At 56.1% G+C, this 25,856-nt stretch carries 22 protein-coding genes; 2 read left to right on the forward strand and 20 right to left on the reverse strand.

What is annotated here, in order from left to right:
- Positions 1-951, reverse strand: coding sequence for an ABC transporter permease (locus tag OR601_RS04295; protein ID WP_265592333.1), 951 nt, complete (start codon positions 949-951; stop codon positions 1-3).
- 158 nt (positions 952-1,109) lie between these two features.
- Positions 1,110-2,714, reverse strand: coding sequence for an ABC transporter substrate-binding protein (locus tag OR601_RS04300; protein WP_265592334.1), 1,605 nt, complete (start codon positions 2,712-2,714; stop codon positions 1,110-1,112).
- Between the two features lie 637 nt (positions 2,715-3,351).
- Here OR601_RS04300 and OR601_RS04305 point away from each other — a divergent pair.
- A complete protein-coding gene (locus OR601_RS04305; protein ID WP_265592335.1) occupies positions 3,352-4,149 on the forward strand; it encodes a PHP domain-containing protein in 798 nt (265 codons plus the stop codon).
- A gap of 60 nt (positions 4,150-4,209) precedes the next feature.
- On the opposite strand, the gene hisE is transcribed toward OR601_RS04305, so the two are convergent.
- The 18 genes from hisE to OR601_RS04395 all read right to left on the reverse strand — a co-directional run bounded on the left by hisE (position 4,210) and on the right by OR601_RS04395 (position 24,755).
- Positions 4,210-4,527: a phosphoribosyl-ATP diphosphatase gene (gene hisE, locus OR601_RS04310; protein WP_265592336.1), complete on the reverse strand. Its 318-nt coding sequence runs from the start codon at positions 4,525-4,527 to the stop codon at positions 4,210-4,212.
- A 77-nt stretch (positions 4,528-4,604) separates the two neighbouring features.
- Positions 4,605-5,018, reverse strand: coding sequence for a phosphoribosyl-AMP cyclohydrolase (gene hisI / locus OR601_RS04315; RefSeq protein WP_136012725.1), 414 nt, complete (start codon positions 5,016-5,018; stop codon positions 4,605-4,607).
- A gap of 43 nt (positions 5,019-5,061) precedes the next feature.
- Positions 5,062-5,826, reverse strand: a complete 765-nt coding sequence (gene hisF, locus OR601_RS04320) for an imidazole glycerol phosphate synthase subunit HisF (protein ID WP_265592337.1) — start codon at positions 5,824-5,826, stop codon at positions 5,062-5,064.
- Complete coding sequence (locus tag OR601_RS04325) at positions 5,820-6,584, reverse strand: 1-(5-phosphoribosyl)-5-[(5-phosphoribosylamino)methylideneamino]imidazole-4-carboxamide isomerase (protein WP_265592338.1); 765 nt, start codon at positions 6,582-6,584, stop codon at positions 5,820-5,822. The genes hisF and OR601_RS04325 overlap by 7 nt, the downstream gene beginning before the upstream one ends.
- Positions 6,581-7,231, reverse strand: a complete 651-nt coding sequence (gene hisH, locus OR601_RS04330) for an imidazole glycerol phosphate synthase subunit HisH (RefSeq protein ID WP_265592339.1) — start codon at positions 7,229-7,231, stop codon at positions 6,581-6,583. The genes OR601_RS04325 and hisH overlap by 4 nt, the downstream gene beginning before the upstream one ends.
- Positions 7,231-7,815, reverse strand: a complete 585-nt coding sequence (gene hisB / locus OR601_RS04335; protein WP_265592340.1) for an imidazoleglycerol-phosphate dehydratase HisB — start codon at positions 7,813-7,815, stop codon at positions 7,231-7,233. The genes hisH and hisB overlap by 1 nt, the downstream gene beginning before the upstream one ends.
- A gap of 37 nt (positions 7,816-7,852) precedes the next feature.
- Positions 7,853-8,944, reverse strand: coding sequence for a histidinol-phosphate transaminase (hisC, locus tag OR601_RS04340; RefSeq protein WP_265592341.1), 1,092 nt, complete (start codon positions 8,942-8,944; stop codon positions 7,853-7,855).
- A 27-nt stretch (positions 8,945-8,971) separates the two neighbouring features.
- The gene (hisD, locus tag OR601_RS04345; protein ID WP_265592371.1) at positions 8,972-10,387 is read right to left on the reverse strand and encodes a histidinol dehydrogenase; all 1,416 of its coding nucleotides are present in this window, start codon (positions 10,385-10,387) and stop codon (positions 8,972-8,974) included.
- A gap of 54 nt (positions 10,388-10,441) precedes the next feature.
- Positions 10,442-12,067, reverse strand: a complete 1,626-nt coding sequence (hisG, locus tag OR601_RS04350) for an ATP phosphoribosyltransferase (RefSeq protein ID WP_265592342.1) — start codon at positions 12,065-12,067, stop codon at positions 10,442-10,444.
- A 248-nt stretch (positions 12,068-12,315) separates the two neighbouring features.
- Entirely contained in the window at positions 12,316-13,023 is a 708-nt protein-coding gene (locus OR601_RS04355) for an ABC transporter ATP-binding protein (RefSeq protein ID WP_265592343.1), read from the reverse strand.
- A gap of 4 nt (positions 13,024-13,027) precedes the next feature.
- Positions 13,028-13,852, reverse strand: a complete 825-nt coding sequence (locus OR601_RS04360) for an ABC transporter ATP-binding protein (RefSeq protein WP_136012767.1) — start codon at positions 13,850-13,852, stop codon at positions 13,028-13,030.
- A gap of 133 nt (positions 13,853-13,985) precedes the next feature.
- Entirely contained in the window at positions 13,986-15,116 is a 1,131-nt protein-coding gene (locus OR601_RS04365; RefSeq protein WP_265592344.1) for a branched-chain amino acid ABC transporter permease, read from the reverse strand.
- Between the two features lie 9 nt (positions 15,117-15,125).
- The gene (locus tag OR601_RS04370) at positions 15,126-16,010 is read right to left on the reverse strand and encodes a branched-chain amino acid ABC transporter permease (RefSeq protein ID WP_136012716.1); all 885 of its coding nucleotides are present in this window, start codon (positions 16,008-16,010) and stop codon (positions 15,126-15,128) included.
- Between the two features lie 227 nt (positions 16,011-16,237).
- On the reverse strand, positions 16,238-17,482 hold the full coding sequence (locus tag OR601_RS04375; RefSeq protein WP_136012715.1) for an ABC transporter substrate-binding protein: 1,245 nt from the start codon (positions 17,480-17,482) through the stop codon (positions 16,238-16,240).
- 211 nt (positions 17,483-17,693) lie between these two features.
- Positions 17,694-20,165 (reverse strand): murein biosynthesis integral membrane protein MurJ, encoded by a 2,472-nt coding sequence (gene murJ / locus OR601_RS04380; RefSeq protein WP_265592345.1) that lies wholly within the window; start codon positions 20,163-20,165, stop codon positions 17,694-17,696.
- Positions 20,166-20,214: 49 nt separating this feature from the next.
- Positions 20,215-20,709, reverse strand: a complete 495-nt coding sequence (ybaK, locus tag OR601_RS04385) for a Cys-tRNA(Pro) deacylase (protein ID WP_265592346.1) — start codon at positions 20,707-20,709, stop codon at positions 20,215-20,217.
- A 61-nt stretch (positions 20,710-20,770) separates the two neighbouring features.
- Complete coding sequence (uvrA, locus tag OR601_RS04390; RefSeq protein WP_265592347.1) at positions 20,771-23,644, reverse strand: excinuclease ABC subunit UvrA; 2,874 nt, start codon at positions 23,642-23,644, stop codon at positions 20,771-20,773.
- A gap of 169 nt (positions 23,645-23,813) precedes the next feature.
- On the reverse strand, positions 23,814-24,755 hold the full coding sequence (locus OR601_RS04395; protein ID WP_265591149.1) for a transporter substrate-binding domain-containing protein: 942 nt from the start codon (positions 24,753-24,755) through the stop codon (positions 23,814-23,816).
- A gap of 244 nt (positions 24,756-24,999) precedes the next feature.
- Between OR601_RS04395 and OR601_RS04400 the strand changes: the two genes are divergently transcribed.
- A complete protein-coding gene (locus OR601_RS04400) occupies positions 25,000-25,746 on the forward strand; it encodes an SDR family NAD(P)-dependent oxidoreductase (protein ID WP_265591150.1) in 747 nt (248 codons plus the stop codon).
- Positions 25,747-25,856: the final 110 nt, after the last annotated feature.

Raw genomic sequence — 25,856 nt, forward strand, 5'->3', positions numbered from 1 at the left:
CTACACGCTCCTGATTCGAGGGTTGATAAGGATGTAGAGCATGTCTACCACGATGTTGATCACTATGAAGGCCAATGCAACCACCAGGGTGACGCCTTGTACCAGTGTGGGGAAGTTCGAGGAAACACCGTCGAGAATAGCCATACCCATGCCGGGGAGGTTGAAGATGACCTCAATTACCACAGCGCCGCCCATGAGGTAGCCAATGCGCAGGCCCAGGACAGTAACCGGGGTGATCATGGCATTGCGCAGCACGTTCTTCACAATAACGGTGCCGCGGGGAACGCCTGCGCCAATAGCGGTGCGCACGTAGTCGCGATCCAGTTCCTCAGCCATAGAAGTACGGATCACACGGGTGAGCTGACCCGCCAGGGGCACAGAAAGTGCCAGAGCGGGCAGAAGCATGCGAGCCCACCAGCCACCGGTAAACAGCGGGGGAAGAACGCCAGATGCAGGCAGCAGCTTGAGATTGATAGAGAACACCAGGATCAAAAGTACTGCGAGCCAGAAGGAGGGCGTGGCAATGCATGCGATGGAGAAGATACGAATGACCTGGTCTGGCCATTTGTCTCTATAGACTGCTGCTACCACACCAAGGATGAACGCGATGACGACACCAATAATGAGGCCAAAGAACGTGAGCTGCATGGTGACAGGGAACGCTTTAGAAACACGCTCAGCTACTGAAGCGGCATTCACACCGTACTCGCCCAGATTCCCCTGAAACATACCGCCGAGAAAATCGCCGTACTGTACGATCCACGGTTGATCAAGACCATGCTTTTCTCGGTAAAGTTGGACGGCTTCCTGGGTGGCGCCTTCGCCAAGCGCACCATAGGCCGGGTCAACGGGAGAGAAGGACATCACGAAGAACACCAGGAAGGTTACACCTAAAACCATGATCGGCAGAGCGATAAGGCGGCGTCCAATAAGCCTGATTAGGTTATTCACGCTGTTCTCTCCTTTCTGTTAATTCGGTAATTGATGGATACTATCGACAAGGAAGGAGCGCGGGGAGGCATGGAAGAGACGCCTCCCCGCGCCCACGGGGTCACGCTTCTTTCCACGGCCAGCTTCAAAAGCGGCAAGCTGGGTTCACGGGAAAAGAGTTACTTGGCCTTGCAGCCCACGAGGTCGACACCGGTGCAGCCAATGGCCTGGAAGCCGTCGATCTTGTCTGCCCAGACGCCAGTGGGGGTCACACGGTGGAGTAAAGGATACAGGGGCACCTGCTCGGCGATGAGGTCGAAGCACTGGTTCCAGGTATCCTGCTGCTCGGAGCCAGACTGGGTAACGGCCTTGGCCATGAGGGCCTGAAGCTCCTGGCACTTGGGATCCTCTTGCCAGCCGTAACGAGACTGGGTCCAGATGCCGTCGCCGTAGAACCAGCTCATGAGCAGGTCGGGGTCGTTGCCAAAGACGGAGGGGTCGCCGGAGGCGAGCACTACGTCGTAGGGGCATACGCCGGAGGCATCGGGGGTTGCCTGGTTGGCGTAGAGGTCGGAGCTCTTCTGAGAGTTGAGCTCGACATTCAGGCCAGCGGCTTGGAGATCCTGCTGGATCTGGGCGGCGATGTCCTTGATCCAAGCGGTGTCGGTGGTCTGGAGGGTCAGGGAGGTGCCTGCGGCGCCAGCCTCGTCCAGCAGGCTCTTGGCCTTGTCTACGTCGTAGGTGTAGACAGTGGAAGCCTTGTGGTAGCCGGGGAAATTCTCAGGCAGATAGCAGGTGGCAGGCTTGGCAAGGCCGGAGAGGGCGTTCTCAATGAGCTTCTCGGTGTCAACGGCATAGAAGAAGGCCTGGCGCACGCGGTAGTCATCGAAGGGCTTCTTCTTGGTGTTGAACATGAAGAAGGGAAGGTTGAAGCCCTGGACCTCGTCGACGGTGATGCCCTGGTTCTTGAAGTTGTCGATCTGATCGGCGGGGACGGCCTCGCAAATCATGGTGGTGCCCTCGGTCATGGCAGTCACACGGGGATCGTTGTCCACAAGGACGGAGAACTCGACAGGGTTGGAGGCGGGACGATCGCCGTTGTAGTTCTCGTTCACAGAGAGCTTGATGGACTGAGGATCAGAGGAATCATACTTCCAAGGACCGGTGCCAATGGGGAGCTTGGTAAGATCGTCCTTGGACATAGAGGCGGGGCACACCTTGATGATGCAGAGGCGCTTCTTCATGATCTCGGGGTCGAAGGCGACGTTAAGGGTGAACTTCACGCCATCCTCGCCGTCGGCCTCGACGTTCTCGATGAAGGAGAGCATGGGCACGTAGATGTTGCCGGCGTACTCCTCGTCCTTGCCAGCGGCACGCTGCCAGGACTTGATGACGTCCTCGGGGGTAACCGCGGTGCCGTCGGAGAACTTGGCGTCCTTGCGCAGCTTTACGGTGTACTCGGTGTCAGAAACCTTGGTGAGCTCGTCCTCTGCCGCCAAAGCCTTGTACGCCTCCATCTTGGCGTAGTCGAACTCGAAGAAGCCCTCGGCCACGCACCAGTTGGCGGCCATGCCAGTGGCGCTGGAGGTGGACAGAGGATCCAGGTTGCCCTGGTTCTGGTACGCAAGACCAGCAGTGAGGGTAGCGTTGGGATCGCTGCCGCCCTCAGTAGAGGTGGAGCTGTCGTCAGTGCCGCCGCAGCCTACAAGACCCAGGCCCGCCACAGCAGCGGCGGCGCCGGAGAGGCCGACGAAAGTACGACGAGTCATGCCCTTCTTAAACATTGCATTCTCCTGTCTGCCCGTTGCGAGGTTCTCCTCGCGCTTACAACTGCGTTTAATCCTAAGGGTTAACTGAAAGATCCACTTCGCAGCTGATATGATTCTCCGCAAACGACAGCGAGTTGTACACCAGCTCTAGGAGATGCTCGACAGACGGAAAAAGGTATATCTATAGGGGCTAAATAGGCATCTTACCTGTGGATTTAGACATGTTTAGTTTTGATAAAGGGGGCATCAAAATATTCTTCATATCCGATGCAAGTGGGCTTTGTAACTATTCCGTGAACGGTTGTCTAATCCCAATCCTTACATTGGTGCATTTTAGGGATTTTTAGACACTATTCCGTAAGTTCTACTGTATCGAAGTATCTCTATGCGTAACTAGTTTTATGGATATCATAATATTATCTTATTCCTATAACATTGCGTAGATATTAGGCAACCCTGATTTCATTTCATTTCGCTGAATGGTAGCTGTAGTGCACCAGCGGTGCCCGTTATTCCGCCAACGGCAGCTTGACCCCTTCTTAGTGTACAAGTAAAAGTAGCCTCAAAAGATTATTTGCCACCGAGCATTGCTAAACTCTCATTGAGCGTTCGTAGTTCAAAGGCAGTGTGCAAGCTTTTAAAAGGATTCACTATGTTGGTAGACACCCATTCGCACACCTACTTTTCCGATGGCGCCGATAGCCCCCAAGCCATGGTGGAAGTCGCTGAACAAGCGGGCCTCGATCTTCTATGCATCACCGATCACCTTACTCTGCCTGTGTGGCTAGATCCTCGGGCTGAGTGCTCCGTTGCCGAGAAAGACCTCCCCCTCTGGCGGCAGGAAATTACGGAGGCTGCTGCCCGTGTTTCTATTCCTGTGCTCTGGGGTGCCGAATGCGATTGGTACGAAGGCTGCGAACCGCTTATAGAGCGTTGGAGCCAGGAGGTGCAGATACGCTTAGGCTCGGTTCACTGGGTGGATGGTCGCCCCATAGATGATCCTGAGGACCTCTCGTTTTGGGAAGATGAGGGCCCCGACACTGTGTGGCAGCGCTACGTAGAAGCTTGGTGTGCCGCTTGCGAAAGCACTGCTGATTTTGACACCATGGCGCACCCAGACTTGCCTGCCCGCTTCTGGCATGAAGGTTATGCACCTTCCATAGACTTGGAGCCCCTTTATAAGACTATGGCCGAATGCGCCCATGACACTCATCGCCGCGTCGAGGTTTCCACAGCGCTCTTGCGTAAAGGTGGGAAACGCCTTTATCCAGACACTCCCCTGCTCAAGCATTTCTCTGATGCCCAAGTGCCCGTCACGTTTGGCAGCGATGCCCATAGAGCACGAGACGTGGGCGCCGATCTCACCGAGGCACACAGGGTTGCCTGGGATCTAGGCTATCGATTCCAAGAAGTGCCTTCCACAGAAGGCTGGCGCTCTGTAGCTCTGTAGCTCTGTAGCTCTGTAGCTCTGCAGGGCTCACGACTGAAACGGGTAACCCGGAGGTTCCGGTTAGCCCATACGGGCGTTTAGCTCTCCTGCAAGCTCGTCCAAATTCACGCCCTCTGCCTCGAGCACCACCATCAAGTGATAAATGAGATCGGCTGCCTCATAGCGCACATGGTCATGGTCGTGATCCTTGGCTGCCATGACTACCTCGACAGCCTCTTCTGCTACCTTTTTGAGCCGCTTGTCTTCAGGACTTGTAAGCAGCAGCGCAGTGTAGCTCTCATGTGGGTCATGGTCCCATCGACCGTGGATAGTGGCTGCGAGCGATTCCAGCGTCGCGCCCAAATCGCCAGCTTCCACATGCAATGTGCGCTCTCCCATGGAGCTCCTCCAAACACTTCGATGTCCTCTTGCCATATGCGATGCTGCGCTGCTTCTGCTGCCGAGAAGGCCATGCCTCAGGGCCTCTGGACGTCTCCTTGCTGTGGGGCCTCTTCTGCAGCTATAGCGGCATCGGGAGCCAGCTCCCTGAAGAAACAAGATCGATGCCCAGTGTGGCATGCGGGACCCGGAGAATCCACTTCCACCAGCAAGGTGTCGTTGTCGCAATCTATGAGCAAAGATCTTACGGTTTGAATGTTTCCGCTGGTGGCGCCCTTGTTCCAAAGCTCATGGCGCGACCTGGACCAAAACCAGGTTGTGCCCGTCTCTAAGGTGAGCTTCAGCGACTCCTCACTCATCCAAGCCACCATAAGCACTTCATGGGTATCCGATTGCTGCACTACTGCAGGTATGAGTCCATGCTCATCCAGTTTGAGCGTGACGGCCTCAAGAGGTGTGGGTTCACAGGTTTCGCCTGCATAACTAGTCACAGGAAGACTCCTTGCGGTGGGGGTGTAGGTTTCTCGGCAAGCATTAAAAATCGAGGCGCACGGGGATGCCTTGGGAAGCCATATACTCTTTGACTTGGCGGATAGAGAAGGTGCCAAAGTGGAAGACGGAGGCGGCAAGGACGGCGTCGGCTTCGCCGTCGAGGATGCCCTCGGCGAAGTGTTCCAGCGTTCCCACGCCGCCCGAAGCGATGACCGGTACAGGTACTGCCCGAGCTGCGGCGCGGGTGAGGGGGATATCGAAGCCGCTTTTGGTGCCGTCTCGGTCCATGGAGGTAAGAAGGATCTCGCCAGCGCCTCGGCGAGCGGCCTCCTGGGCCCAAGCGACTGCATCTATGCCAGTGGGAGTACGGCCGCCAGCCGTATAGACTTCCCAGTTATTGGGACCCGTTTGCTTGGCATCGATGGCCACAACCACCGCTTGGCTGCCAAACGCCCGGGCGGCCACAGAGATAAGCTCAGGGTTCTTCACTGCTGCCGAGTTCACAGAAACCTTGTCGGCGCCTACGGCCACCATGGTACGCATGGACTCCAGGTCGCGAAAGCCGCCGCCTACCGTATAGGGGATGCGCAGCTTCTCGCTTGCGCGAGAAGCCATGTCGATAGTGGTGGCGCGTTCGTCGCTGGTGGCAGTGATGTCCAAAAAGATTACCTCGTCGGCGCCTTCTAGGTCATAGGCGCCAGCTAGCTCTACCGGATCGCCGGCGTCCACCAGTGAGACAAAGTTCACCCCTTTGACCACGCGTCCTGCCTTGACGTCAAGGCAGGGAATCACACGTTTAGCTAACATCCGGCCTCCAACGTTTGAGTAGCAGGCTGTACCAGCTCGAGAGCTTCCTTAAGGTCTACCTGACCCTCATAGAGCGCACGGCCCACGATAATGCCTTCAATGACCTCGTCGCCCATGGCACAGAGCGCGCGGATGTCTTCCAGAGAGGCGATGCCTCCCGAAGCCACCACCGGAAAGCCGCATCTTGACGCGAGCATCTCGTAGGCCCTTGCGTCAATGCCGCAACTGCAGCCGTCACGAGCGATATCGGTGTAGACCAAATGCTTGTAACCCCAGCTGCAAAGCTCGTCTACCAATTGGTTTAGCGACAGCTCCACATCTTCGCGCCAGCCGTTCACATGGACCTGGCCGTCCTTTGCGGCCACATCGGCCACTAAAAGATCGCCAAATTCTCGAGCGGCTGCCTTTGCAAAGGCAGGATCCTTGACCAGTTGAGTGCCAAGGGCTATCCGAGAAACCCCCGCCTCCGCGAGCCGCTGGACATCTGCCATGGTGCGCACGCCGCCACCGGCATCCATGTGAAGCAACCCAGACTGGCAGATAGCTGTGATGGCGGCCTGGTTGGCAGCCAGCGACTCTTCGTCTTCTCCAAAGGCACGGGAGAGATCCACCACATGGACCCAGGCGGCCCCTGCCTGAGCGAAGGCCTGTGCCTGAGCGAGGGGATCATCCCCATAGATATCCACAGCAGAGCGCTTCCCTTGCTTGAGGCGCACCACCTTGCCGCCAATGAGGTCGATGGCAGGAAAGAGAATCATGAGCGCCCCTCCCCTGCCTGAGCTACAAAGTTTTGAAGCACCTTAAGCCCTGCGCCGGAGCTTTTCTCAGGATGGAACTGGCAGCCAAAGACAGAGCCGCCATCCCACACCACAGAGGCAAAACTGCGCCCGTAGTGAGTGTAGGCACCCACAAGTTGGGCAGGGAAGTCTGAGGCAAGCGCATAAGAATGTGTAAAATACATATGTGTGCCCTCAGAGATGCCCGAAAGCAGCGGACAATGGCGCCCCAGCGGCGTGATGTCCAACGTGTCCCAACCTACATGGGGCACTTTGAGCCTTGAGGATTCCAGACGCGTGCAGCTTCCTGGAAGCGCGCCTAGCCCCTCGACCCATTGATCATGCTGGGCGTTCTCGTTGCCTTTTGCCACCAAGAGCTGAAGCCCTAGGCAGATACCGAGAAACGCAGCTCCCGCCTCCAGTGCTTCGACGATGGCTGCGGCCTGTCCGGAGCTCGTCATATAGTCCATGGCATCAGCAAAGGCGCCCACGCCGGGCACGACCAATGCGGAGGCTTTGGCGATGGCAGCCGGGTCGTCGGTGGCATGGGCGAAGGCTCCGGCGCGCTCAAGGCCACGCACGACAGAGGAGATATTGCCTTTGTGATAGTCGACCACAAGAATCGTCATCAGAGAGTGCCTTTGGTTGAGGGGATGCCGCTTACTCGCGAATCGAGTTCGCAGGCAAAACGCAATGCCCGGCCTGCAGCCTTGAAACAGGCTTCGAGGATATGATGGGCGTTTTCGCCCGCAATCTCACGCATGTGCAAGGTAATGCCGCTATTGCGGGCAAGGCCTGCGAAAAACTCATGGCCCAGCTGGGTGTCGAAGTTCCCTACCTGAGGAACTTGGATGGGCACGTCCCAGAAAAGCTCGCCACGACCAGAGATGTCCACCACAGAGAGCACCAATGCCTCGTCCATGGGGACCATGGCTTGCGCAAAGCGGGTGACAGATTCCTTGGATCCCAGGGCAGCCGCAAAGCAATCCCCCAGCACGATGCCCACATCTTCTACCGTATGATGGGCGTCTACCTCAAGGTCTCCTTCGCATTGGACCTTAAGGTCGAAGAGGCCATGACGTCCAAAGGCAGAGAGCATGTGGTCAAAGAACCCCACTCCGGTATGCACATCCACCTGGCCGGTACCGTCGAGGTTCAAGCTGATGGTAATGGCGGTCTCTTGGGTGGCACGGGAAAGCGTGGCGCATCTCATGGGCAACCTCCTTTGTCTTTAGGCATAGTAGATGGTTTTAGCTGGACGTGCCTTGGGATAAAAGCTCGCGAAACGCCTTGATCACAGATTGGTTCTCTTCTGGAGTGCCCACGGTGATGCGCAGGCAGTCCCTAAGGCCGGGACTGTGGGAGAAATCGCGCACCAAAATGGAATACCTGTCGATGAGCGCCTGTCGGACTTGGTGCGCATGCTGTAGGCGCACCAGCAAGAAATTGGCCTCCGAGTCCCAGACTTCGCAGCCTAAGGCTCGCAGTTGCTGGGCGAGAGAAGCCCGCTCTTGGCAGATAGAGGCCACCGTTTTCAACAATTCGCCTTTATGGCTCAATGCGACTTGTGCTGCCGCTTGGGACAGGCTGTTGACCGAATAGGGCTGGCGGACGGCTGCAAAGACGTCGATGACCTCAGGAGAGGCCACCACATATCCCAAGCGCGCGCCTGCAAGCCCAAAGGCTTTGGAGAGGGTTTTGAGCACCATGAGTCGAGGATGGCGTCCAAGCAGCGGCATCGCCGAGCTGTTTGGAGGAGCAAATTCACCGTAGGCCTCGTCTACCATCACCACACCGGGACAGCACTCGCATAGCTCCTGAATCTTATCCAATGGAGCCAGGTCTCCAGTAGGATTATTGGGCGAGGTCACCACTACAATATCTGCAGTGGCAGCCGCGTTTAGGGTCTGATCCCAAAGCGGTGTGAAGGTTTCAGGATCACGCCAGACATTGACTACCTGAGTGCCTAACAGCTTGCTGTAAAGCTCATAGACAGAGAAAGTGGGAGGCATGTTGACCAGCACTTTGCCGGAACCTCCAAAGGCAAGGAAGAGATTGAATAGCAACTCGTCGCCGCCGTTTCCCACGATGAGGGTTTCTGGAGCCACTCCCAGCCACTGAGCAAGGGAGTTTTTGAGATTATGGGCTAAAGGGTCTGGATAACGATGGACCTGAACCTGAGACAGAGCCAAGTCCAAATCCTGCCTAAATGCTTCTGACTGCGGCCAGGTATTCTCGTTGGCAGACAGATTGACATCACAGAGAGTGAAGGCAGGATCGTAGGGCTCCAGCGAAGCCACTTCGCTTCTTACCAATGACTGCACCCAGGGCGATAGAGCCATAGCCTCTCCTTTGATAGTGATGTACGGTTAAAGGGTGGCATCCAGATCGAAATCCAGGGCGGGACGCCCCGGCTCCTGAAGCGGCTCTGGCCAAGCTACCGTAAAGACGTCGGCGCAGATGGAATCCAGGGATTGGGGGAGCGCGTCCTTCTCGGCATCTTCTAGCTCACGGCATCGCATGCCTACCGAGAGAGCATGGGCCCACAGTCCCTCGCCTTGAGCCAAGGTTTGGGTGGCCTGGGCATCGGCCAGCATGCCTTCGGGGCTGTAGCAGATGACCGAAGAGCGAGTGACAAAGTCGTCCACGGAAAGCGGGTTGGAGAAGGCCGCGGTGCCTCCGGTGGGAAGTGTGTGGTTGGGACCGGCCACGTAGTCGCCCAGAGGCTCAGAGCTCCAGGGGCCCACGAAGATGGCGCCCGCATTGCGGATGGATCCCAAGAGGTGGAGGGCGTCGGCACAGTGGAGCTCCAGGTGCTCGGGCGCCACCGCATTGGTGGCAGCGACGGCATCTTCTTTAGAGGCAGCAAGCACGATGAGGCCTTGATCTGCCAAAGAGGCAGCAGTGACCTCAGCGCGGGGAGATTGAGGCACCAAGAGGTCCAGCGCCTGCTGCACCTGACGGGCCAAGGTGGAAGACCAGGTCACCAGGTAGCAGGCACCCAGAGGGTCGTGCTCGGCCTGGGCCATGAGGTCTGCAGCCACGATGGCTGGATTGGCGCTCTCATCTGCCAGCACGCACACCTCAGAGGGACCGGCGATCATATCGATGCCTACATCGCCGGACACACAGCGTTTAGCTGCAGCTACATAGGCGTTGCCGGGGCCGGTGATCTTGGAGACCGCTGGGATCTCTTGGGTGCCGTAGGCCAAAGCAGCGATGGCCTGGGCGCCTCCTACGGCATAGACCTCGTCGACACCGGCTACCGCTGCGGCAGCCAACGTATAGGCCGAAAGCGAGCCATCACGCTGAGGCGGGGTTACCATGACCACGCGGTCGACACCGGCGACCTTGGCGGGCACTACGTTCATGAGCACGGTGGAAGGATACTGGGCGCGGCCTCCGGGCACATAGACGCCCACCGAAGCCAAAGGAGAGATCTTCACTCCCAGCAAGGTGCCGTCAGGACGGGTGGAAAACCAAGACTGCACCACTTCGCGCTGGTGGAACTCGGTGAGCTGGCGGTGAGCCTTGTGAAGCGCCTCTAAAAAGGCAGGGTCTACCAGGTCCAGGCTCTCTTGGATGACGCTCTGGGGAACCCTAAACTGCTTGGGGCAGGCGCCGTCAAATTTGAGACAGAATCGACGCACCGCAGCGTCGCCGTCTTCGCGCACTTGGGCCACAATCTTCTCGGCAGCCACTACAACCGATGCCGGCAGCGCCCCAGACCTGTGGAGTTGGGCTTTGGTGAGTTGCTGGCCCGCTTGCAGGGTGACCTGACGCATGGTGGGCGGCTTCATGGTGGATTTCCTTCCCTTCGAGGTAGCGGACGAGAGTTTTTAAGAGATGCGAGAGAGGGCCTCTGCCAGCGTGCGGACCTGGGGATTTCTGCGATAGGCCGCAGGACTCGCGAAGAAACGGGCGGAGCAGTTCATTACATCGTCGTCTACCACCACTAAGTCGTTCTCTTTGAGGGTGGTGCCTGTAGCAGTGATGTCAACAATGCGGTCGGCCATTCCCACGATGGGGCCAAGCTCGATGTTTCCGTGGAGCGCCACGATATCTACCGGGCAGCCTATGGAGTCATAGTAGGCCTGGGTGATGCGAGGGTACTTGGTGGCCACCCGATAAGAGCCTCGGCGGGCAAAGGCTTTCTCTGCGAAACCCTTGCGAGAGGCTGGCTCTGCCACCACAAAATGGCAGGCGCCCACCTTGAGATCCACCAGTTGTATAAGGTCCAGATTCGCCTCGAAAAGCGAGTCGTTGCCGCAGATTCCGCAGTCAGCGCCGCCATAGGCCACAAAAGCGGGCGCATCGGTGGCACGCACGATGAGGTACTCCACCTCCCCCGCGTTGACGATAAGCTTGCGGCCCAGATCGTCGAGCTCCTCGGTGGGAAGCCCTGCACGTTTTAACAGTTCGACCGTAGGAGCGAAAAGGGAGCCTTTAGGCACTGCAATACGCAGGGGGCGCTTGCGGATGTCCTTCTCGGCATCCAAGGAGGCCTGCACCCGCTCTAGCGAGAGCGCGAACCCACAGGCGGCAGCCCTGGCGTCCAGATTGGAGAGAACGGCGTCATAGCGACCGCCAGAAGCCACCGAAGCCGAGCAGCCAGGCGCATAGGCCTTGAAGATCAACCCGGTGTAATAATCAAACGAGTTGATTATTGAGAAATCGAAGGAAGGCGTCCAGGGCGATCCGTTGACATCCAGGCTACCCACCAGCCAGGAAAGCTCCTGGGTGCCCCTTTGGTCGGGTTCTACCTGGGCTTTTTCCAACAGGGCGTCGATAGCGCCTATGACTTCTGAACCACCGGAGAGCCTTGGGATTTCGCGAATAGCCTGAGCAGCTGGCCCACAAAGCCCACAGACATCCAAATAGGCATCTAGGCCCACCAGGTCGCTCTCATGAACCAGGGAGAGCACCTCTTGGATTTGCTCTTCCGATAAGCCCGAAACATCCAGGGCTGCACGCAACGGCTGCACCGAGCCGCATACGATAGTCCAACCTTTAATTCCTGCAGCATCCAGTGTCTGGGCTAGAAGCTGGAGCACCTCTTGCTCGGCCTCGCCATCTGGAGCACCTACAAGCTCGATGCCCAGCTGAGTGAATTGGCGGGCTTCCCCTCTCAGCGACTGCTGCTCTCGCACCACCGGCGCCTGATAGCGTAGACGCAGCGGAAATCCCGCGGGATCACTCAAGCGGCTCGCCACCATGCGTGCAATGGGAAGTGTGAGGTCCGGCCTGAGCATGAGCAGGCGGTCATCGTCGTCGATCAGTTGAAAGGGCACGCCTTTTATGCGCCCCGCTCGCTCCAACACTTCCCGAGACTCCAAAAGCGGCGTCTCAACAGGCAGATATCCGGCAGCAGAGAAGACCTCGCGTACGCGGCCGGCGATCTTTTCGCGAGTCAATGCCTCCTGAGGAAGTATGTCGCGGAACCCTCGGGGGGTGCTGTGAATCATAGAGACTCCTTTAGCCAAACATCCAAAAACTCGTGGATAGAGTCGATGCTTTACTTTAGTAAAGTGTCTGCAAGCACTTTATCACAGTAAAGTCTTGGGTTGCAGCCCGTGACCTATTGTTTACTAAAGCGCCTAGCCCGCAGAGAATCTGCCAGCTAGGCGCAAGGTGCAAGAATTGAGGCCGCGTTTCTTGGCAAGAAATGCGCTAGGTGTAAAGCCAGGCACCACAAGAAACAGAATCTTAGAGCTCAGCCGCCCAGGTAGGCCTTGCGCACGCGGTCATCCTGAGCGAGCTCGTCTGCGTTGCCACTCATGGTGACGCGGCCCGTCTCGAGGACATAGGCGCGATCGGCGATGGAGAGCGCCTTGGCGGCGTTTTGCTCTACCAGCAGGATGGTGGTGCCGGACTGGTGAAGGCTGCGGATGATGTCGAAGATCTCATCCACCAGAATTGGGGCAAGGCCCATGGAGGGCTCGTCGAGCATGAGGAGCTTAGGACGACTCATAAGAGCGCGACCCATGGCAAGCATCTGCTGCTCGCCGCCGGAAAGGGTGCCGGCAGACTGGCCTTCGCGCTCTTTCAAGCGAGGGAAGCGCTCATAGACCATCTCAAGGGTCTCCCCCACTTGATTGTCTTTGCGCACAAATGCGCCCATCTCCAAATTCTCGCGCACGCTCATGTTGAGGAAGACGCGGCGGCCTTCAGGGCAGAGGGCCATGCCTTTGGCTACCGTATGGTGAGCAGGCACATGCGCCAGATTCTCACCATTGAAGGTAATGGCGCCGCTGCGGGGCTTAAGCAGGCCCGAGACCGTGTTGAGCGTGGTGGTCTTGCCAGCGCCGTTGGCGCCGATGAGAGTGACGACCTCGCCTTCGTTTACCTCAAAGGAAACATCTTTGATGGCATGGATGTTGCCGTAGAAGACGTTGACTTTATCGGCTTCCAAAAGTGCCATAGCCTTATGCCTCCTTTGCAGACGTGCCTAGGTATGCCTCGATGACCTGGGGGTTACCCTGGATCTCTTGAGGCGTCCCCTTGGCGATGATGCGGCCGAAATTGAGCACTGCGATGCCTTCGCAGATGCCCATGACGAGGTTCATGTCATGCTCGATCAAGAGCACGGCGATCTTGAACTCGTCGCGAATCTTGCGGATGTTCTCCATGAGCTCGGCGGTCTCGCTGGGGTTCATGCCGGCTGCAGGCTCGTCCAACAGCAAAAGCTTGGGGCCGGTGGCGAGGGCGCGCACGATCTCCAGGCGGCGCTGGGCGCCATAGGGCAGGTTTCCTGCCTGGACATGAGCGAGATCGGCCATGCCAAAGACGTCCAGAAGCTCCAAAGAGCGGTCGTGGAACTCCTTCTCGGAGAGCCAATAGCGAGGCAGGCGGAAGATGCCGCTCCACATGCCGCATTTCACTGAGTTATGCAGGCCGATAGTGACGTTCTCTTCCACTGTGAGGCTCGAGAAGAGACGGATGTTTTGGAAGGTGCGGGCGATGCCCATCTGGTTTACCTTGGCGACACCCATCCCTGCGGTGTCTTGGCCGTCCAAAAGAATGGTGCCTCGAGTGGGCTGGTAGACCTTGGTAAGCAGGTTGAACACTGTGGTTTTGCCAGCCCCGTTGGGTCCAATGAGCCCAGCGATCTCGGTCTTTCCCACAATGAGGTTGAAGTCTTCTACGGCATGGAGGCCGCCAAAGTCTATGCCTAAGTGGCGGCATTCAAGCACAGGAGTGGAAAAGACGTCGCGCTCAGGCACGATGCCATCTGATGGCAGGGGTACCATGCGGGTATGTTGCTTTGCCGTGGTAGGTGCTGGAGCAGTGGACTCCACTTTGTCTCCGCGGGACCTGGCAGCCTGTGCCTTATAGGACCCTTGGGCAGCCCGGGAGGAGAGCTTCTTGTTGTCTTGAGAGTTCTTAGCCACGGTTGCCCCCCTCCTCTGCTAGATCGGGCTCTTCTAAGGCGTCCTTGTCGCTTAGCCAAGGCACTTTGGCCTTGAAGGCTTCCATGAAGCGCTGGACTACAGGAACATTGGGGAGCACCATGACGCAGATGAGCACGACAGCGTAGATAAGCATGCGGTAGTCGGCCATGAAGCGCAAGAACTCCGGCAGGATGGTGAGGATGGTGGCCGAGATGATGGATCCGCGAATGTTGCCGATGCCGCCCAACACCACGTAGACCAGGATGAGGATGGAGGTGTTGTAGTCAAAGCGGCTGGCAACCACGCTGGAGAAGTTCATGGCATAGAGGGTGCCTGCCATGCCCGCCAAGGCTGCGGAGACCACAAAGGCCATGAGGCGGTATTTGGTGACATTGATGCCCACTGACTCTGCCGCGATACGGTTGTCGCGCACGGCCATGATGGCGCGGCCGGAACGGCTGCGCACCAGGTTGGAGACCACAAAAAGGGTGAACATGATAAGCAGGAAGCCCATCACGAAGGTGGAAAGCTTGGAGATGCCCACTGCACCCTGAGGGCCGTTGATGATGACGGTGCCGTTGGTCATGCCCAGATCCTGCACAGAGCTCATGGACACATGAAGGCCAGAAGCGTCAGAGCCCACATAGAGGTTGTTCAAGATGTTCTTGATGATCTCGCCAAAGGCAAGGGTAACGATGGCCAGATAGTCGCCAGAGAGCCTCATAACAGGCACGCCTACGATAAACCCTGCCACGGCGCCAAAACAGCCGCCGGTAAGAATGGAGATCAAAAGCCTCAAAAAAACGTTGGGAATAATCGGCGCGAGCATCGAGGCCATGATGCAGCCGGTAAAAGCACCCACCGACATAAAGCCCGCATGTCCTAAAGAAAGCTCTCCCGAAATGCCCACCACTAGGTTCAGAGACACCGCCGCGCACACATAGACGCAAATGGGCACCAGCTGGCCTTGAAGAGCGCTGGACATAGATCCGGTAACAATGAAGCCTTGCACGATGAGGAAGGCCACAATCACCAAAAAGTAAGTACCAAAGGTCCCCTTGAAAGCCTCCAACAAACGGTCCTTGAAGGAGGGAGTGCTTTTTGTCACAGTCGTTGCTTGCATAGCCACCTCCTACACCTTCTCGGGCACATACTTGCCCAAAAGGCCCGAAGGCTTGATGAGCAGCACAATGATGAGTACGGCAAATACCACAGCGTCAGCCAGCTGCGTGCCAATGTAGGCCTTGGCGAAGATCTCAATTATGCCGAGAAGCACGCCGCCTAACACGGCACCGGGAATCGAGCCGATACCACCAAACACGGCAGCGGTAAAAGCCTTGATGCCGGGCATGGCACCAGTGGTGGGCATGAGGGTGGGATAGGAACTGCATAGGAGTACGCCTGCTACTGCCGCAAGGCCAGAGCCAATGGCGAAAGTGGTAGAGATGGTGGTATCCACGTTGATGCCCATGAGTCGAGCGGCACCGGGATCCTCAGAGCAGGCGCGCATGGCCTTGCCCATCTTGGTTTTGGCGGTGAACAGGCCCAACACGACCATGATGATCACACTTGCGCCGATGGTGATGAGAGTCTCAGCAGAGATATTGAGCTGTCCATCGAAGAGCTGAAGGCTCGGCAAACCTGCGGCAATGGAGGGGAACACCTTGGGATTGGAGCCCCAGATGAGCAGCGCCAGGTTTTGCAGCAGATAGGAAACGCCAATAGCGGTGATGAGCACCGTAAGGCTTGGGGACTGGCGCAGTGGCTTGTAGGCTACGCGCTCGATAAGAATGCCCAACAGAGTGCAGCCGCAAATGGCGATGAGGACGCAGATAAGGGGGTTCATCCCCAGGTAGAACAGGGTCATGAACGCGATGTAGCCACCAACCATGATGACGTCGCCGTGGGCAAAGTTGAGCATCTTCGCAATGCCGTAGACCATGGTGTAGCCCAAAGCGATAATGGCGTACACACTGCCTAAGCTTATGCCGTTGATGAGGTTGGTCAAAAACTCCATGCATCCTCCCTTCATGCCGAACTATGGATAGTGAGATGCCGCTCAGAAGAGGAAGGCTCGCCGGTGGAGGCGAATGGGTTTCTCGGCAAGTAAAACTTAAATTTATCTTAAAAGTATGCCTTTTAAAGTACCAAGAAACCGTCCTCTAAAGAACGGAGGTCACCTGAATATAGGTGACCTCCGCCACAGAGGGGGCACTATGTTACGTAGGCCTTACAAAGTAAGAGTTACTCCATGCCCACGTAGGCGCCGTTTTGGATGACCATGCCCTTGGGCTCCTTGGTGGCCTCGCCCGTGTCAGACCAAGCGATGGACTCGCCGGTGAGACCGTCGAAGACGAAGTCGGAGGAGGTGAAGACCTCTACGAGCTTGTCGCAGATATCGGAAGCGCTCATGTCAGGGGTGCACTCGGCCTTCTCCAGGGCAGCCTGGAGGACATAGACGCAGTCATAGGCGTCGGCGGCAAATTGGTTGGGGGTCTCGTTGAACTTCTCCTTGTAGGCCTTGACGAATGCCTGGGTCTTTTCGTCAGAGGCATCGGCGTTGAAGGGGGTCAGAAGCATGACGCCCTCCGCCAAAGAGGTATCGAATCCTTCGAGGGAGAGGATGCCGTCCATGCCGTCTACGCCGAAGAACTTGGGGGTATAGCCCATGTCCTTGGCCTGCTTGAGGATGATGGAAGCAGGAGTGTAGTAGATGGGGAGGAACAGGATGTCTGCACCAGCGGACTTGCAGCTGTTGAGCTGGGCAGAGAAGTCGGTGGCGCTGTCGGCGGTGAAGGCCTCGTTGGCAACAACCTCAAGGCTGACATTCTTAGCCTCAGACAGGAATTTCTGGTCGATGCCGGTGGAGTAGGCGTCGGAGCTGTCGTAGATGATGCCCACCTTGGTGCCAAGCTTTTGCTCGGAAATGTACTTAGCAGAGGCGACGCCCTGGTTGGGGTCGGTGAAGCACATCTGGAAGACGTTGGGCTTGCGCTGCTCAGCCACATTGCCGTCGGCATCGGGCTGGCCGCCGATGACGTCGGTGGAGGAGGCAGAAGGCGTGAGCTCGAAGATGTTGTCGGCGGAAGCCTCCTTGGAGACAGCGATGCAGGGAGCCGTGGTGGTGGTGCCCATGAGCATCTGCATGCCCCAGTCCTTCAGGGTGTTAAAGGCGTTGACGGATTTCTCAGCGTTGTTCTCGTCATCCTCGAAGCGATAGTCAAACTTGAACGTGGAGTCGGAGGCGTTGATCTCGTCCACAGCGATCTGCGCCGCATTCTTGCAGGCGTTGCCATAGATGGCAGCAGGGCCGGTGATGGGGCCGATGCCGCCCAGCTTGAACTTGGCCTCGCCGCCCTCGGAAGAGCTGCCGCCGTTGTCAGAGCCACCAGTGGAATTGCCGCAACCGGTGAGGACCACAGCGCCGGCTGCGCCGGCTACGCCCATTGCCTGTACGAAGCCGCGGCGAGAGATGTTGCTAAAGCTCATAATTCCCCCTCTTTCCGCGCTCACCCTTCCTTTGAAAAACCTCTATGCATCGGTGAGCGTATTGATATGTGGGGCAAATGGTAAAGAAAGAGTCCTCAATGGAAAAGTAAGAATCGAGATTTAAAAGCACCTGAAACATTCTGTTCATGGAACGGAGCCCGATGAGGTCACATATTCACTCTTGTAAATACATCTGGAGCCTGAGGAAGTACTAGCGACCGAATCGTGATGTGAGAGCTCTCAGGAATTGAGCTTCTGGCCATCGAAGTATCAGTGCAAGGCCATAGGTCACCAGGAGAGCTGGCATTCCCCCTGCTATGCAGAGAAGTACCGACCGCATGAAGCTGGTGGGGCCAAAGCCGACAAGCCCTAGGACCCAGACAATGCCATACCCCACAAGAGCCCCTGTGGCTCCTGCCAGAAGACTATGCAGGCTGGCTTTGACCACAGCGCGAAGGCCCAATTGCCCTAAGCCTGCACGCAACTGGATAAAGGCAACAAGGTCAACAGCGATATAGAAGGCTAGAGAAGAGAGCGCTACCACGTCGATGCCATAAAGCGGGGTGAAAACCACGCAGATGAGCACTTGAATAACGCCTGCCACGATAGAGGCCCAGGCAAAGATAGTAAGCTTGCGGTAACTGGAGCACACCTTTTGCAGGTAAGTGCATACGCCATAGAGAGGCAATGACAAAGAGAGGCTTATCAGGTAGGAACCCATGAGCTCAAGGCCCTCCTGGCTAAACTTGCCCGCTCCCAAGATCACCATGAGCTCCGGAGAGAACACAATGAGGTAGAGCATAAAAGGTACCAAGAAGAACAGGATGCGGTTGGTGCCTGCAGCAATGCCAGCTTTGAAACCCTCCATGTCCTGGGAAGAGTAGGCCTCAGACAGCTCTGTGAACATGGCGGTGGTGATGGGAATGGCCAGAATTGCATAGGGCAGCGTATACCAAAGCCTGGCGTAGTACATGACGGCCGAACCCTCTGGAGTGACCTGCAGCGCACAGCTGGACTGCACCGACACGGTCACAAAACTCACGATGGTAACCACAATAGAGGGAACGCCGATGGAGAGCGTCTCTTTGATCGCCGGATCGTGGAAGTCTACATAGGGACGAATGCGAACGCCTAGCTTATACAGGCTTGGCACCTGCATGGCCACTTGGATCAATACTCCTAGCGGGTTGCCCAGCGCCAACACCATTACCGCTGCCGAAGGGTTTGCTGGCAGTAGCCACGCATAGCCAAAGAACGATGCCATACAAATGAAATTGTTAAAGATAGGAGCAGCGGTAGACCAGAAATAATGACGCTCGGCATTAAGGATGCCAGAGATAATAGATGAAAGGGCATAGAGGACGATCTCGATAGCAAAGAACCTAAAGAACATGGTAGCTTCGCCATGATCGAAGCCCTCGGCCGCACCCATGGACTGGGTGAGCACCACTTGATAGGCAAAGATCCAGCCCAATACTGTGATCACACCCATAAGAATGCACACCAGGCTGGTGAGGTTGGATACGTAGCGATTGGCGCCCTCACGACCGAGTTTTCGCTTGACAGATAGGTAGACTGGCAAAAATGCCGTGATGAGCATTCCACCCATCACCAGCTCATAGAGCTGATTGGGAAGATTGTTCGCAACGGTATAGGTGGATGCCACCGCAGTAAGCCCCAGCGCATAGGCCTGAGCCCAGGTACGCATAAAACCGGTGATGCGGCTCACAATAACGAGTACCGACATCATGGCTGCACTTCGTCCCACAGATTGATCTATCTCAACATGTTCTTCTTGGTTTAGTGCAGCCGCGCCTCTTGCATCATTCATAACAGAGGGAGCCTCGGGCGTCGGCACCATTTCGCTTCCCTCCAAGGAAAGTGAAAGCGCCTCTCCATCAGATTCTGCCCATTGGTCATTCGCTGGCACTTTCAAGTGAGCGCCAGAGACAGTTTGAGTTGGCTCGGGTTTCTCGGCTACCTCTTGTGCGAGAAGCTCATCCCACTGCTGTGAGGCGTGGGCTGGTCGATCGCGAAGGTCTTCTACAAACTTTTCTGCCTTCTCCGAGAAGTGCTGGGCACCGGGCTTTTTGGGCTTCCATGAGCGCGAGTTGTCATAGGCTGCCATGAACACGCCTGTAGAACTCGGCGAGATGAAACGACGCTCCTGAATTTGATCGCTTGAGGGATCAGGAATTTTAGGAATATAGGGAGAAGGCGCAGGTGCAGAGGGAGTATAGGGAAGCGCTACTCCCGGATCGAAGGGGTCGGGCACCGCTTCATTGATCTGCTGGCTCTGTTGAGCACGCAGGACATCGGCGCTAGGGGTGGCCGCGGTTTTTTGTGAGGCGCGGGATTGCTCAAAAGCCGCCAAAATAGCCATGGTGGAGCCAGGGTCTCCCCCACCCACCTCTGGAGCCAAACTCTGAGGCACCATCGCTGTTGCCTGTTGGGGACGAGGGTCCTTCTCGGCTCCCGAGAAGGACCTACCCTCGCTGTCCACGGGTGCATCGAGAGGCCGGAAAGGCTCAAGAGGAACTTGCATATCGGAGGGGCTTGAGGAAGCCTCTGATAATTCAAGGTCTTCCACCTTCCATTGAGCGGTCTCTTGGAGCTTCTCTTCTGGAGCTTCTTGGGACTCAGAGTTTTTTGAATGCGCGGACAGTCGATGCCAGAAGGCCATGGATCTTACTCCGTTATAGAAATAGCTGGCACATAGGTCAGACGAGAGGCTAGGTAATATCTGCCACTGTGGCACCTAAAAAGTCTACGAGCTGCTGGGGATCGAGGAGCACTTGAAGCCCTCGACGTCCTGCGGAGACTTCGATGATGTCATAGAGCAGAGCGGTCTCATCAATGATAGTTGGGAAAGGCTTCTTCATCCCTATAGGAGAGCACCCTCCACGAACATAGCCAGTGACCTCCTCCAAGTCTGCAAGTGGCAGTAGCTCCAAACGCTTCACGCCCGCTGCCGAGGCCGCTTTTTTGAGATCAACAGAACAGGAGCAAGGGACGCAGCACACCACTACATCGCCATTGGAGCTTTTGCAGGTAATGGTCTTAAAGGCAGAATCTGGGTCTTCTCCCAAGGCTTCAGCGACCGAGAGACCGTAGTCCCTATTGGCCATCTGAGTATCGTCGTAGCTTTTGAGTTCGTAGGCTATCTTGGCCCTATCTAGCTCGCGGCAGGCATTTGTCTTATCAATCTTTTGCGATCGCTTAGACATAGCGTTGATCCTCTTGTTTGAATGGAAAGGCTCTGGGCATGCGCCTAGAGCCTATACCCTCCTACCGAGCCGCCTCTTCAAACGCAGTGGTACGCTCAAGAACAGGAGCCAAGAACTTTCCTGTCACAGAAGCTGGGTTCGCTGCCACCTCTTCTGGGGTACCTTGCGCGATGATCTTGCCGCCGCCGTCGCCTCCATCTGGGCCTAAGTCGATAATGTGATCCGCTACTTTGATGACGTCCAAGTTATGCTCGATCACCAACACCGTATTGCCCGCATCCACCAATCGTTGGAGCACATCCAAAAGCTGGCGCACATCATCGAAGGAGAGTCCGGTGGTGGGCTCATCTAGGATGTAGAAAGTCTTGCCGGTTTGGCGCCTGTGAAGCTCTTTGGCCAGCTTGACACGCTGAGCCTCGCCACCAGAGAGAGTGGTGGCTGGCTGGCCCAGGCGAATATAGCCCAAGCCTACGTCATAAAGGGTTTGAAGCTTATTCTTGATGGCAGGGATGGCGCCAAAAAACGCCAAGGCTTCTGTGACAGACATATCCAAGACGTCGCTGATAGTCTTGTCGTGATAGGTGATCTGTAAGGTCTCGCGGTTATAGCGTTTGCCGTGACACACCTCGCAAGGCACATAGACATCGGGTAAGAAATTCATCTCGATCTTGATTTGTCCATCGCCCTTGCAGGCTTCGCAACGGCCACCAGGCACGTTGAAGGAGAACCGTCCTGGAGAATAGCCCCTAAGGCGGCTCTCAGGAGTCGAGGCAAAAAGGGCGCGCAAATCATCCCAAAGTCCAATGTAGGTGGCAGGATTCGAGCGCGGAGTTCGTCCAATAGGCGCTTGATCGATATCAATGACCTTATCGATCTGATCAATGCCGGTGAGAGATTTATAAGGACCCACAGGGCGCTGCGAACGATGCACGGCATTGGTGAGAGCCGGCGCGAGAGTATCGGTAACCAGCGAGGATTTGCCCGATCCCGAAACACCGGTGACTACCGTGAGAGTTCCTAGGTCAATGGAGCAGTCTATATCCTTGAGATTGTGATGAGTAGCTCCCTTGAGCACCAGCTGTCCCTTATGGGGACTGCGACGCTCTTGGGGCAATGGAATGATCTTTCGCCCTGAAAGGTAGGCGCCCGTGAGAGACTCCGGACAGGCCATGATCTTTTGAGGAGTGCCAGCACATACCACATGGCCGCCAAGCTCGCCTGCACCCGGGCCCATATCGACCACGTAATCTGCAGCACGAATAGTGTCCTCGTCATGTTCCACCACAATAACGGTATTGCCAAGATCTCTCAGACGCTCAAGGGTACCGATAAGTCGATCATTATCCCTTTGATGAAGGCCAATGGACGGCTCATCCAAAATATAGAGCACACCCATAAGGCCTGCACCGATTTGAGTGGCTAGACGAATACGCTGAGCTTCACCGCCAGAGAGGGTGGCGCTGGCACGTGAAAGCGTGAGATAGTCGAGTCCCACATCCACCAAGAATCGCAGGCGCTCGACGATCTCGCGAACAATGCGCTCGCCAATAAAGGCTTGGCGCTCGGTGAGCTTGAGGTTTTGGAAGAACTCCAAAGAGTTTTTGCAGCTCATCTGGCATACGTCCCAGATGGATTTATCCCCTACTGTGACCGCAAGCATCTCTGGCTTAAGGCGTGCGCCCCCGCAGGTGGAGCAGGGCTCTTCTCGGATGTATTTCTCTAAACGTGCCTTGACGTTGTCGTTGCTTGTCTCATGGTAGCGCTCGAAAAGAATGGAGCGCACGCCGGAGAAGGTAGTGGTCCAATGAGTGTCACGTCCGTCTTTGGTGCGGTAGTCCACGCGGATCTTTCGAGTGCCTAGACCTTCCAACAAGGCGCGCTTGACTTTGGTAGGCAAGTCCTTCCAGGGAGTGGCAGGGTCCTCTCCAAAATGGGTGACCACTGCGTTGAAGATCTGCGGATAGTAGTTGGAGCGGCTGAAGAAGGAGCCAAATACGCCGTCAGCTACAGATTTGGCCGGATCCTCGATAAGCGCCTCTGCGTCCACCACACGACGCATGCCCAAACCGTCGCAGTCTGGACAAGCGCCATAAGGGGCGTTAAATGAGAAGTCGCGAGGCTGCAGATCATCCATGGAGTGACCATGGATGGGACAGGCCAACGCTAGTGAGTAGTTGAGTAATTGCTCAGGCATGGTTTCTGGATCCTGGCGATCAGGTAATACATAGACGGCTACTTTGCCGGCTGCTAGCTTGGTGGCCTGCTCTACCGCCTCAGCCACTCGGCTACGAGCGCTCTCGCGCACCACTACGCGATCAACGACCACATCGATGTCATGCTTGTACTTTTTATCTAGACGTATCTCTTCTTCAAGCTCATAGACCTGACCATCTACGCGCACACGGGAGAAGCCCTCTCGTTTGAGGTCGGAAAAGAGCTTGGTGTATTCACCTTTGCGGCCCATGACCACCGGGGCAAGCACAAAGGCGCGTCGTCCATCAGCTGCTTCAAGAATCTTGTCTACCACTTGGTCTGTGGTTTGATGCTCGATCACCCGTCCGCATTCTGGGCAGTGAGGAATACCGATGCGAGCAAAAAGCAAGCGCAGATAATCATAGATCTCTGTAACCGTGCCCACAGTGGAACGCGGGTTTTTGGAGGTGGTTTTCTGGTCGATAGACACCGCCGGAGACAGTCCCTCGATGGAATCTACGTCGGGCTTGTCCATTTGCCCTAAGAACTGCCTGGCGTAACTCGAAAGACTTTCTACATAGCGCCGTTGCCCCTCTGCATAGATGGTGTCGAAGGCCAAAGAGCTCTTACCTGAACCAGATAGTCCGGTGATCACAGCGAATTGGTTGCGCGGAATAGAGATATCTATGTTTTGAAGGTTGTGCTCACGTGCACCATGGATAACGATGGCTTCGGATGCCAAGAAGCTGCCTCCTCAAAAGTACGGGCGGCTCAAAGCCCCGTTATAGCTTTGAGCACTATAGGGAACAGGTCCAAAGATAGAAAATTCCCTGGGGAAACAGGTTGGCTTCGCAAAACCCCCGCAACCTAATAGGAATTGTCTCCCTGACCGTTAGGCCCGAACAATTGTACTACTCGGAGTCGAGCATAGTGCCGCCGACAGCTTCTTTAGCGTCTTTCCACATTGCTTGCGCATCACTTTCGCTTAATGAGGCGAGTCCACTGTTGATGCCGTCCAAAAGGGCCGTATCGTCTCGGCGCACTGCCATGCGCACCCATTGGGTAGCCCCCTTGTCCAGTGATCCAACGGGCAGAGGGACCAAGGTAAGATCAGGGAACAGTTCTGCAGCGTTTTCGAATCCATGACGATCTACCACTGTTGCATCGATCTCTTTATCTCGCACTTTCACGCAGGCATTGGTGCGCTTTGAATAAGGCATCAAATGTACTGCGCCAGGAATCGCTCCAATTGCTGCATCATAATCCGTATTTGCGCGAGCAGCCATAAGAGCGCCACTAAGCTGCTCTACCTGAGATGCCTGAGCATATGGCGAGTCAACGCGCGTCACCACAGCCAGCTCTATCGGTGCATAAGCATCGCTGAAAGACAAGCTAGTGTCATTGGAATCATTGTAGACAGCAGAAACCGCTACATCGATATAGCCGCGTTTGAGGTATTCAGCCAAATCAGCATGGTCGACATCCAAGATACATGCCCGGCATCCAAGTTTATGAGCCAGATAGGTGACAACAGCCACATCGAAACCAGCAGCATAATGCTTGCTGTTCTCCAGAGGCACCGCCCCATGGGCGTCCTTGTCCACCAGCATCTCATAGGCAGGATTAAAGCAATCTACGCCTACGCGCAAGGAAGCCTGTGAAGGCGTGAGGGCTTCCACAGGAGACATACAACCTGAAAGAGGAATCATTGCTGTAGCACCCACCAGTGCAGCACCCAATTTAGTGCATACTGAGAGGAATTGCCTGCGATCTATAGAGCGCGGGCAGGAATCGAGCTGCGCCTGTTGCGGTTTTGGAAAACTCATGATGCACCCCCAAAATTCAAGTTTCACTACGTTTCCTGAATTACGTCTTAAAGATATAGTAGGTACTTGAGAGTCCCCTGTCAAACAACTAAAGTTGCACATTTTGCCCATTACCTGGGCATTTGGGCCATTGGTTTCATTTATGTCCTAATTCTTACATCGTTCAGGATTCTGTATTTCCAGCATTTCTTTACTTTATTTACAGGTTTGGAAGGGTTCATTATCCTTATGCACCAGCGACCCAGTTTAAGCTCAAAAAGGAGTGATTGTTATGTTGCTCGAAGGAAAAGTAGCCATTGTTACCGGAGGCACCCGAGGAATCGGTCTCTCCATTGTGAAATCCTTCTTGGCAGAAGGTGCAAAAGTGGCCCTTTGCGGCTCTCGCGAAGAGACGGTCACTAAGGCTCTGGACGCTATTAAAGCCGAGAATCCCAAGGCTCCCGTCCTGGGCTATTGGCCAGACCTCACCAGCAACGAAGCGGTATCTGCCATGGTAAATAGCGTGGTAGAAACCTGGGGCACATTGGACGTCATGGTGAACAATGCAGGTATCTCTCAGTCCACTCCCCTTCTAGACTATACGCCTGAGGAATTCCAAAGAGCGATGGACCTCAATGTGACTGCAGTGTTCAATGGCTGCCAGGCTGCCGCTCGCATCATGGCGCCCAAGGGCACAGGCGTCATTCTTAACACCAGCTCCATGGTCTCTATTTATGGCCAAAAGTCCGGTGTGGGCTATCCCACTTCAAAGTTTGCAGTCAACGGCCTCACCAAGTCGTTGGCACGTGAGCTTGCCCCTCAAGGCGTACGCGTTAATGCAGTGGCCCCTGGCGTCACTTCCACTGATATGGTGGCAGCATTGCCCGAGGCGGTCGTTCAGCGCATCTCTATGGGCATCGCCATGGGCCGGCCTGGCGAGCCTCAAGAGGTAGCCGATGCTTTCGTCTATCTCGCAAGCGACAAGGCCAGTTATGTCACCGGTGTAGTGCTCTCGGTGGATGGCGGAGCGCTGTTCTAGTCTTTTGCCCCTTGCTTTCCTATGGCCCCAAGCAGGTTACCCAACCTGCTTGGGGCCTTTTTCGAGGGGTAGAATGAGACCCATAAAACTGTTCTTTTACTTTTCGCAGT

The sequence above is a fragment of the Leptogranulimonas caecicola genome (genome assembly GCF_023168405.1).
Lineage (GTDB): Bacteria > Actinomycetota > Coriobacteriia > Coriobacteriales > Atopobiaceae > Leptogranulimonas > Leptogranulimonas caecicola.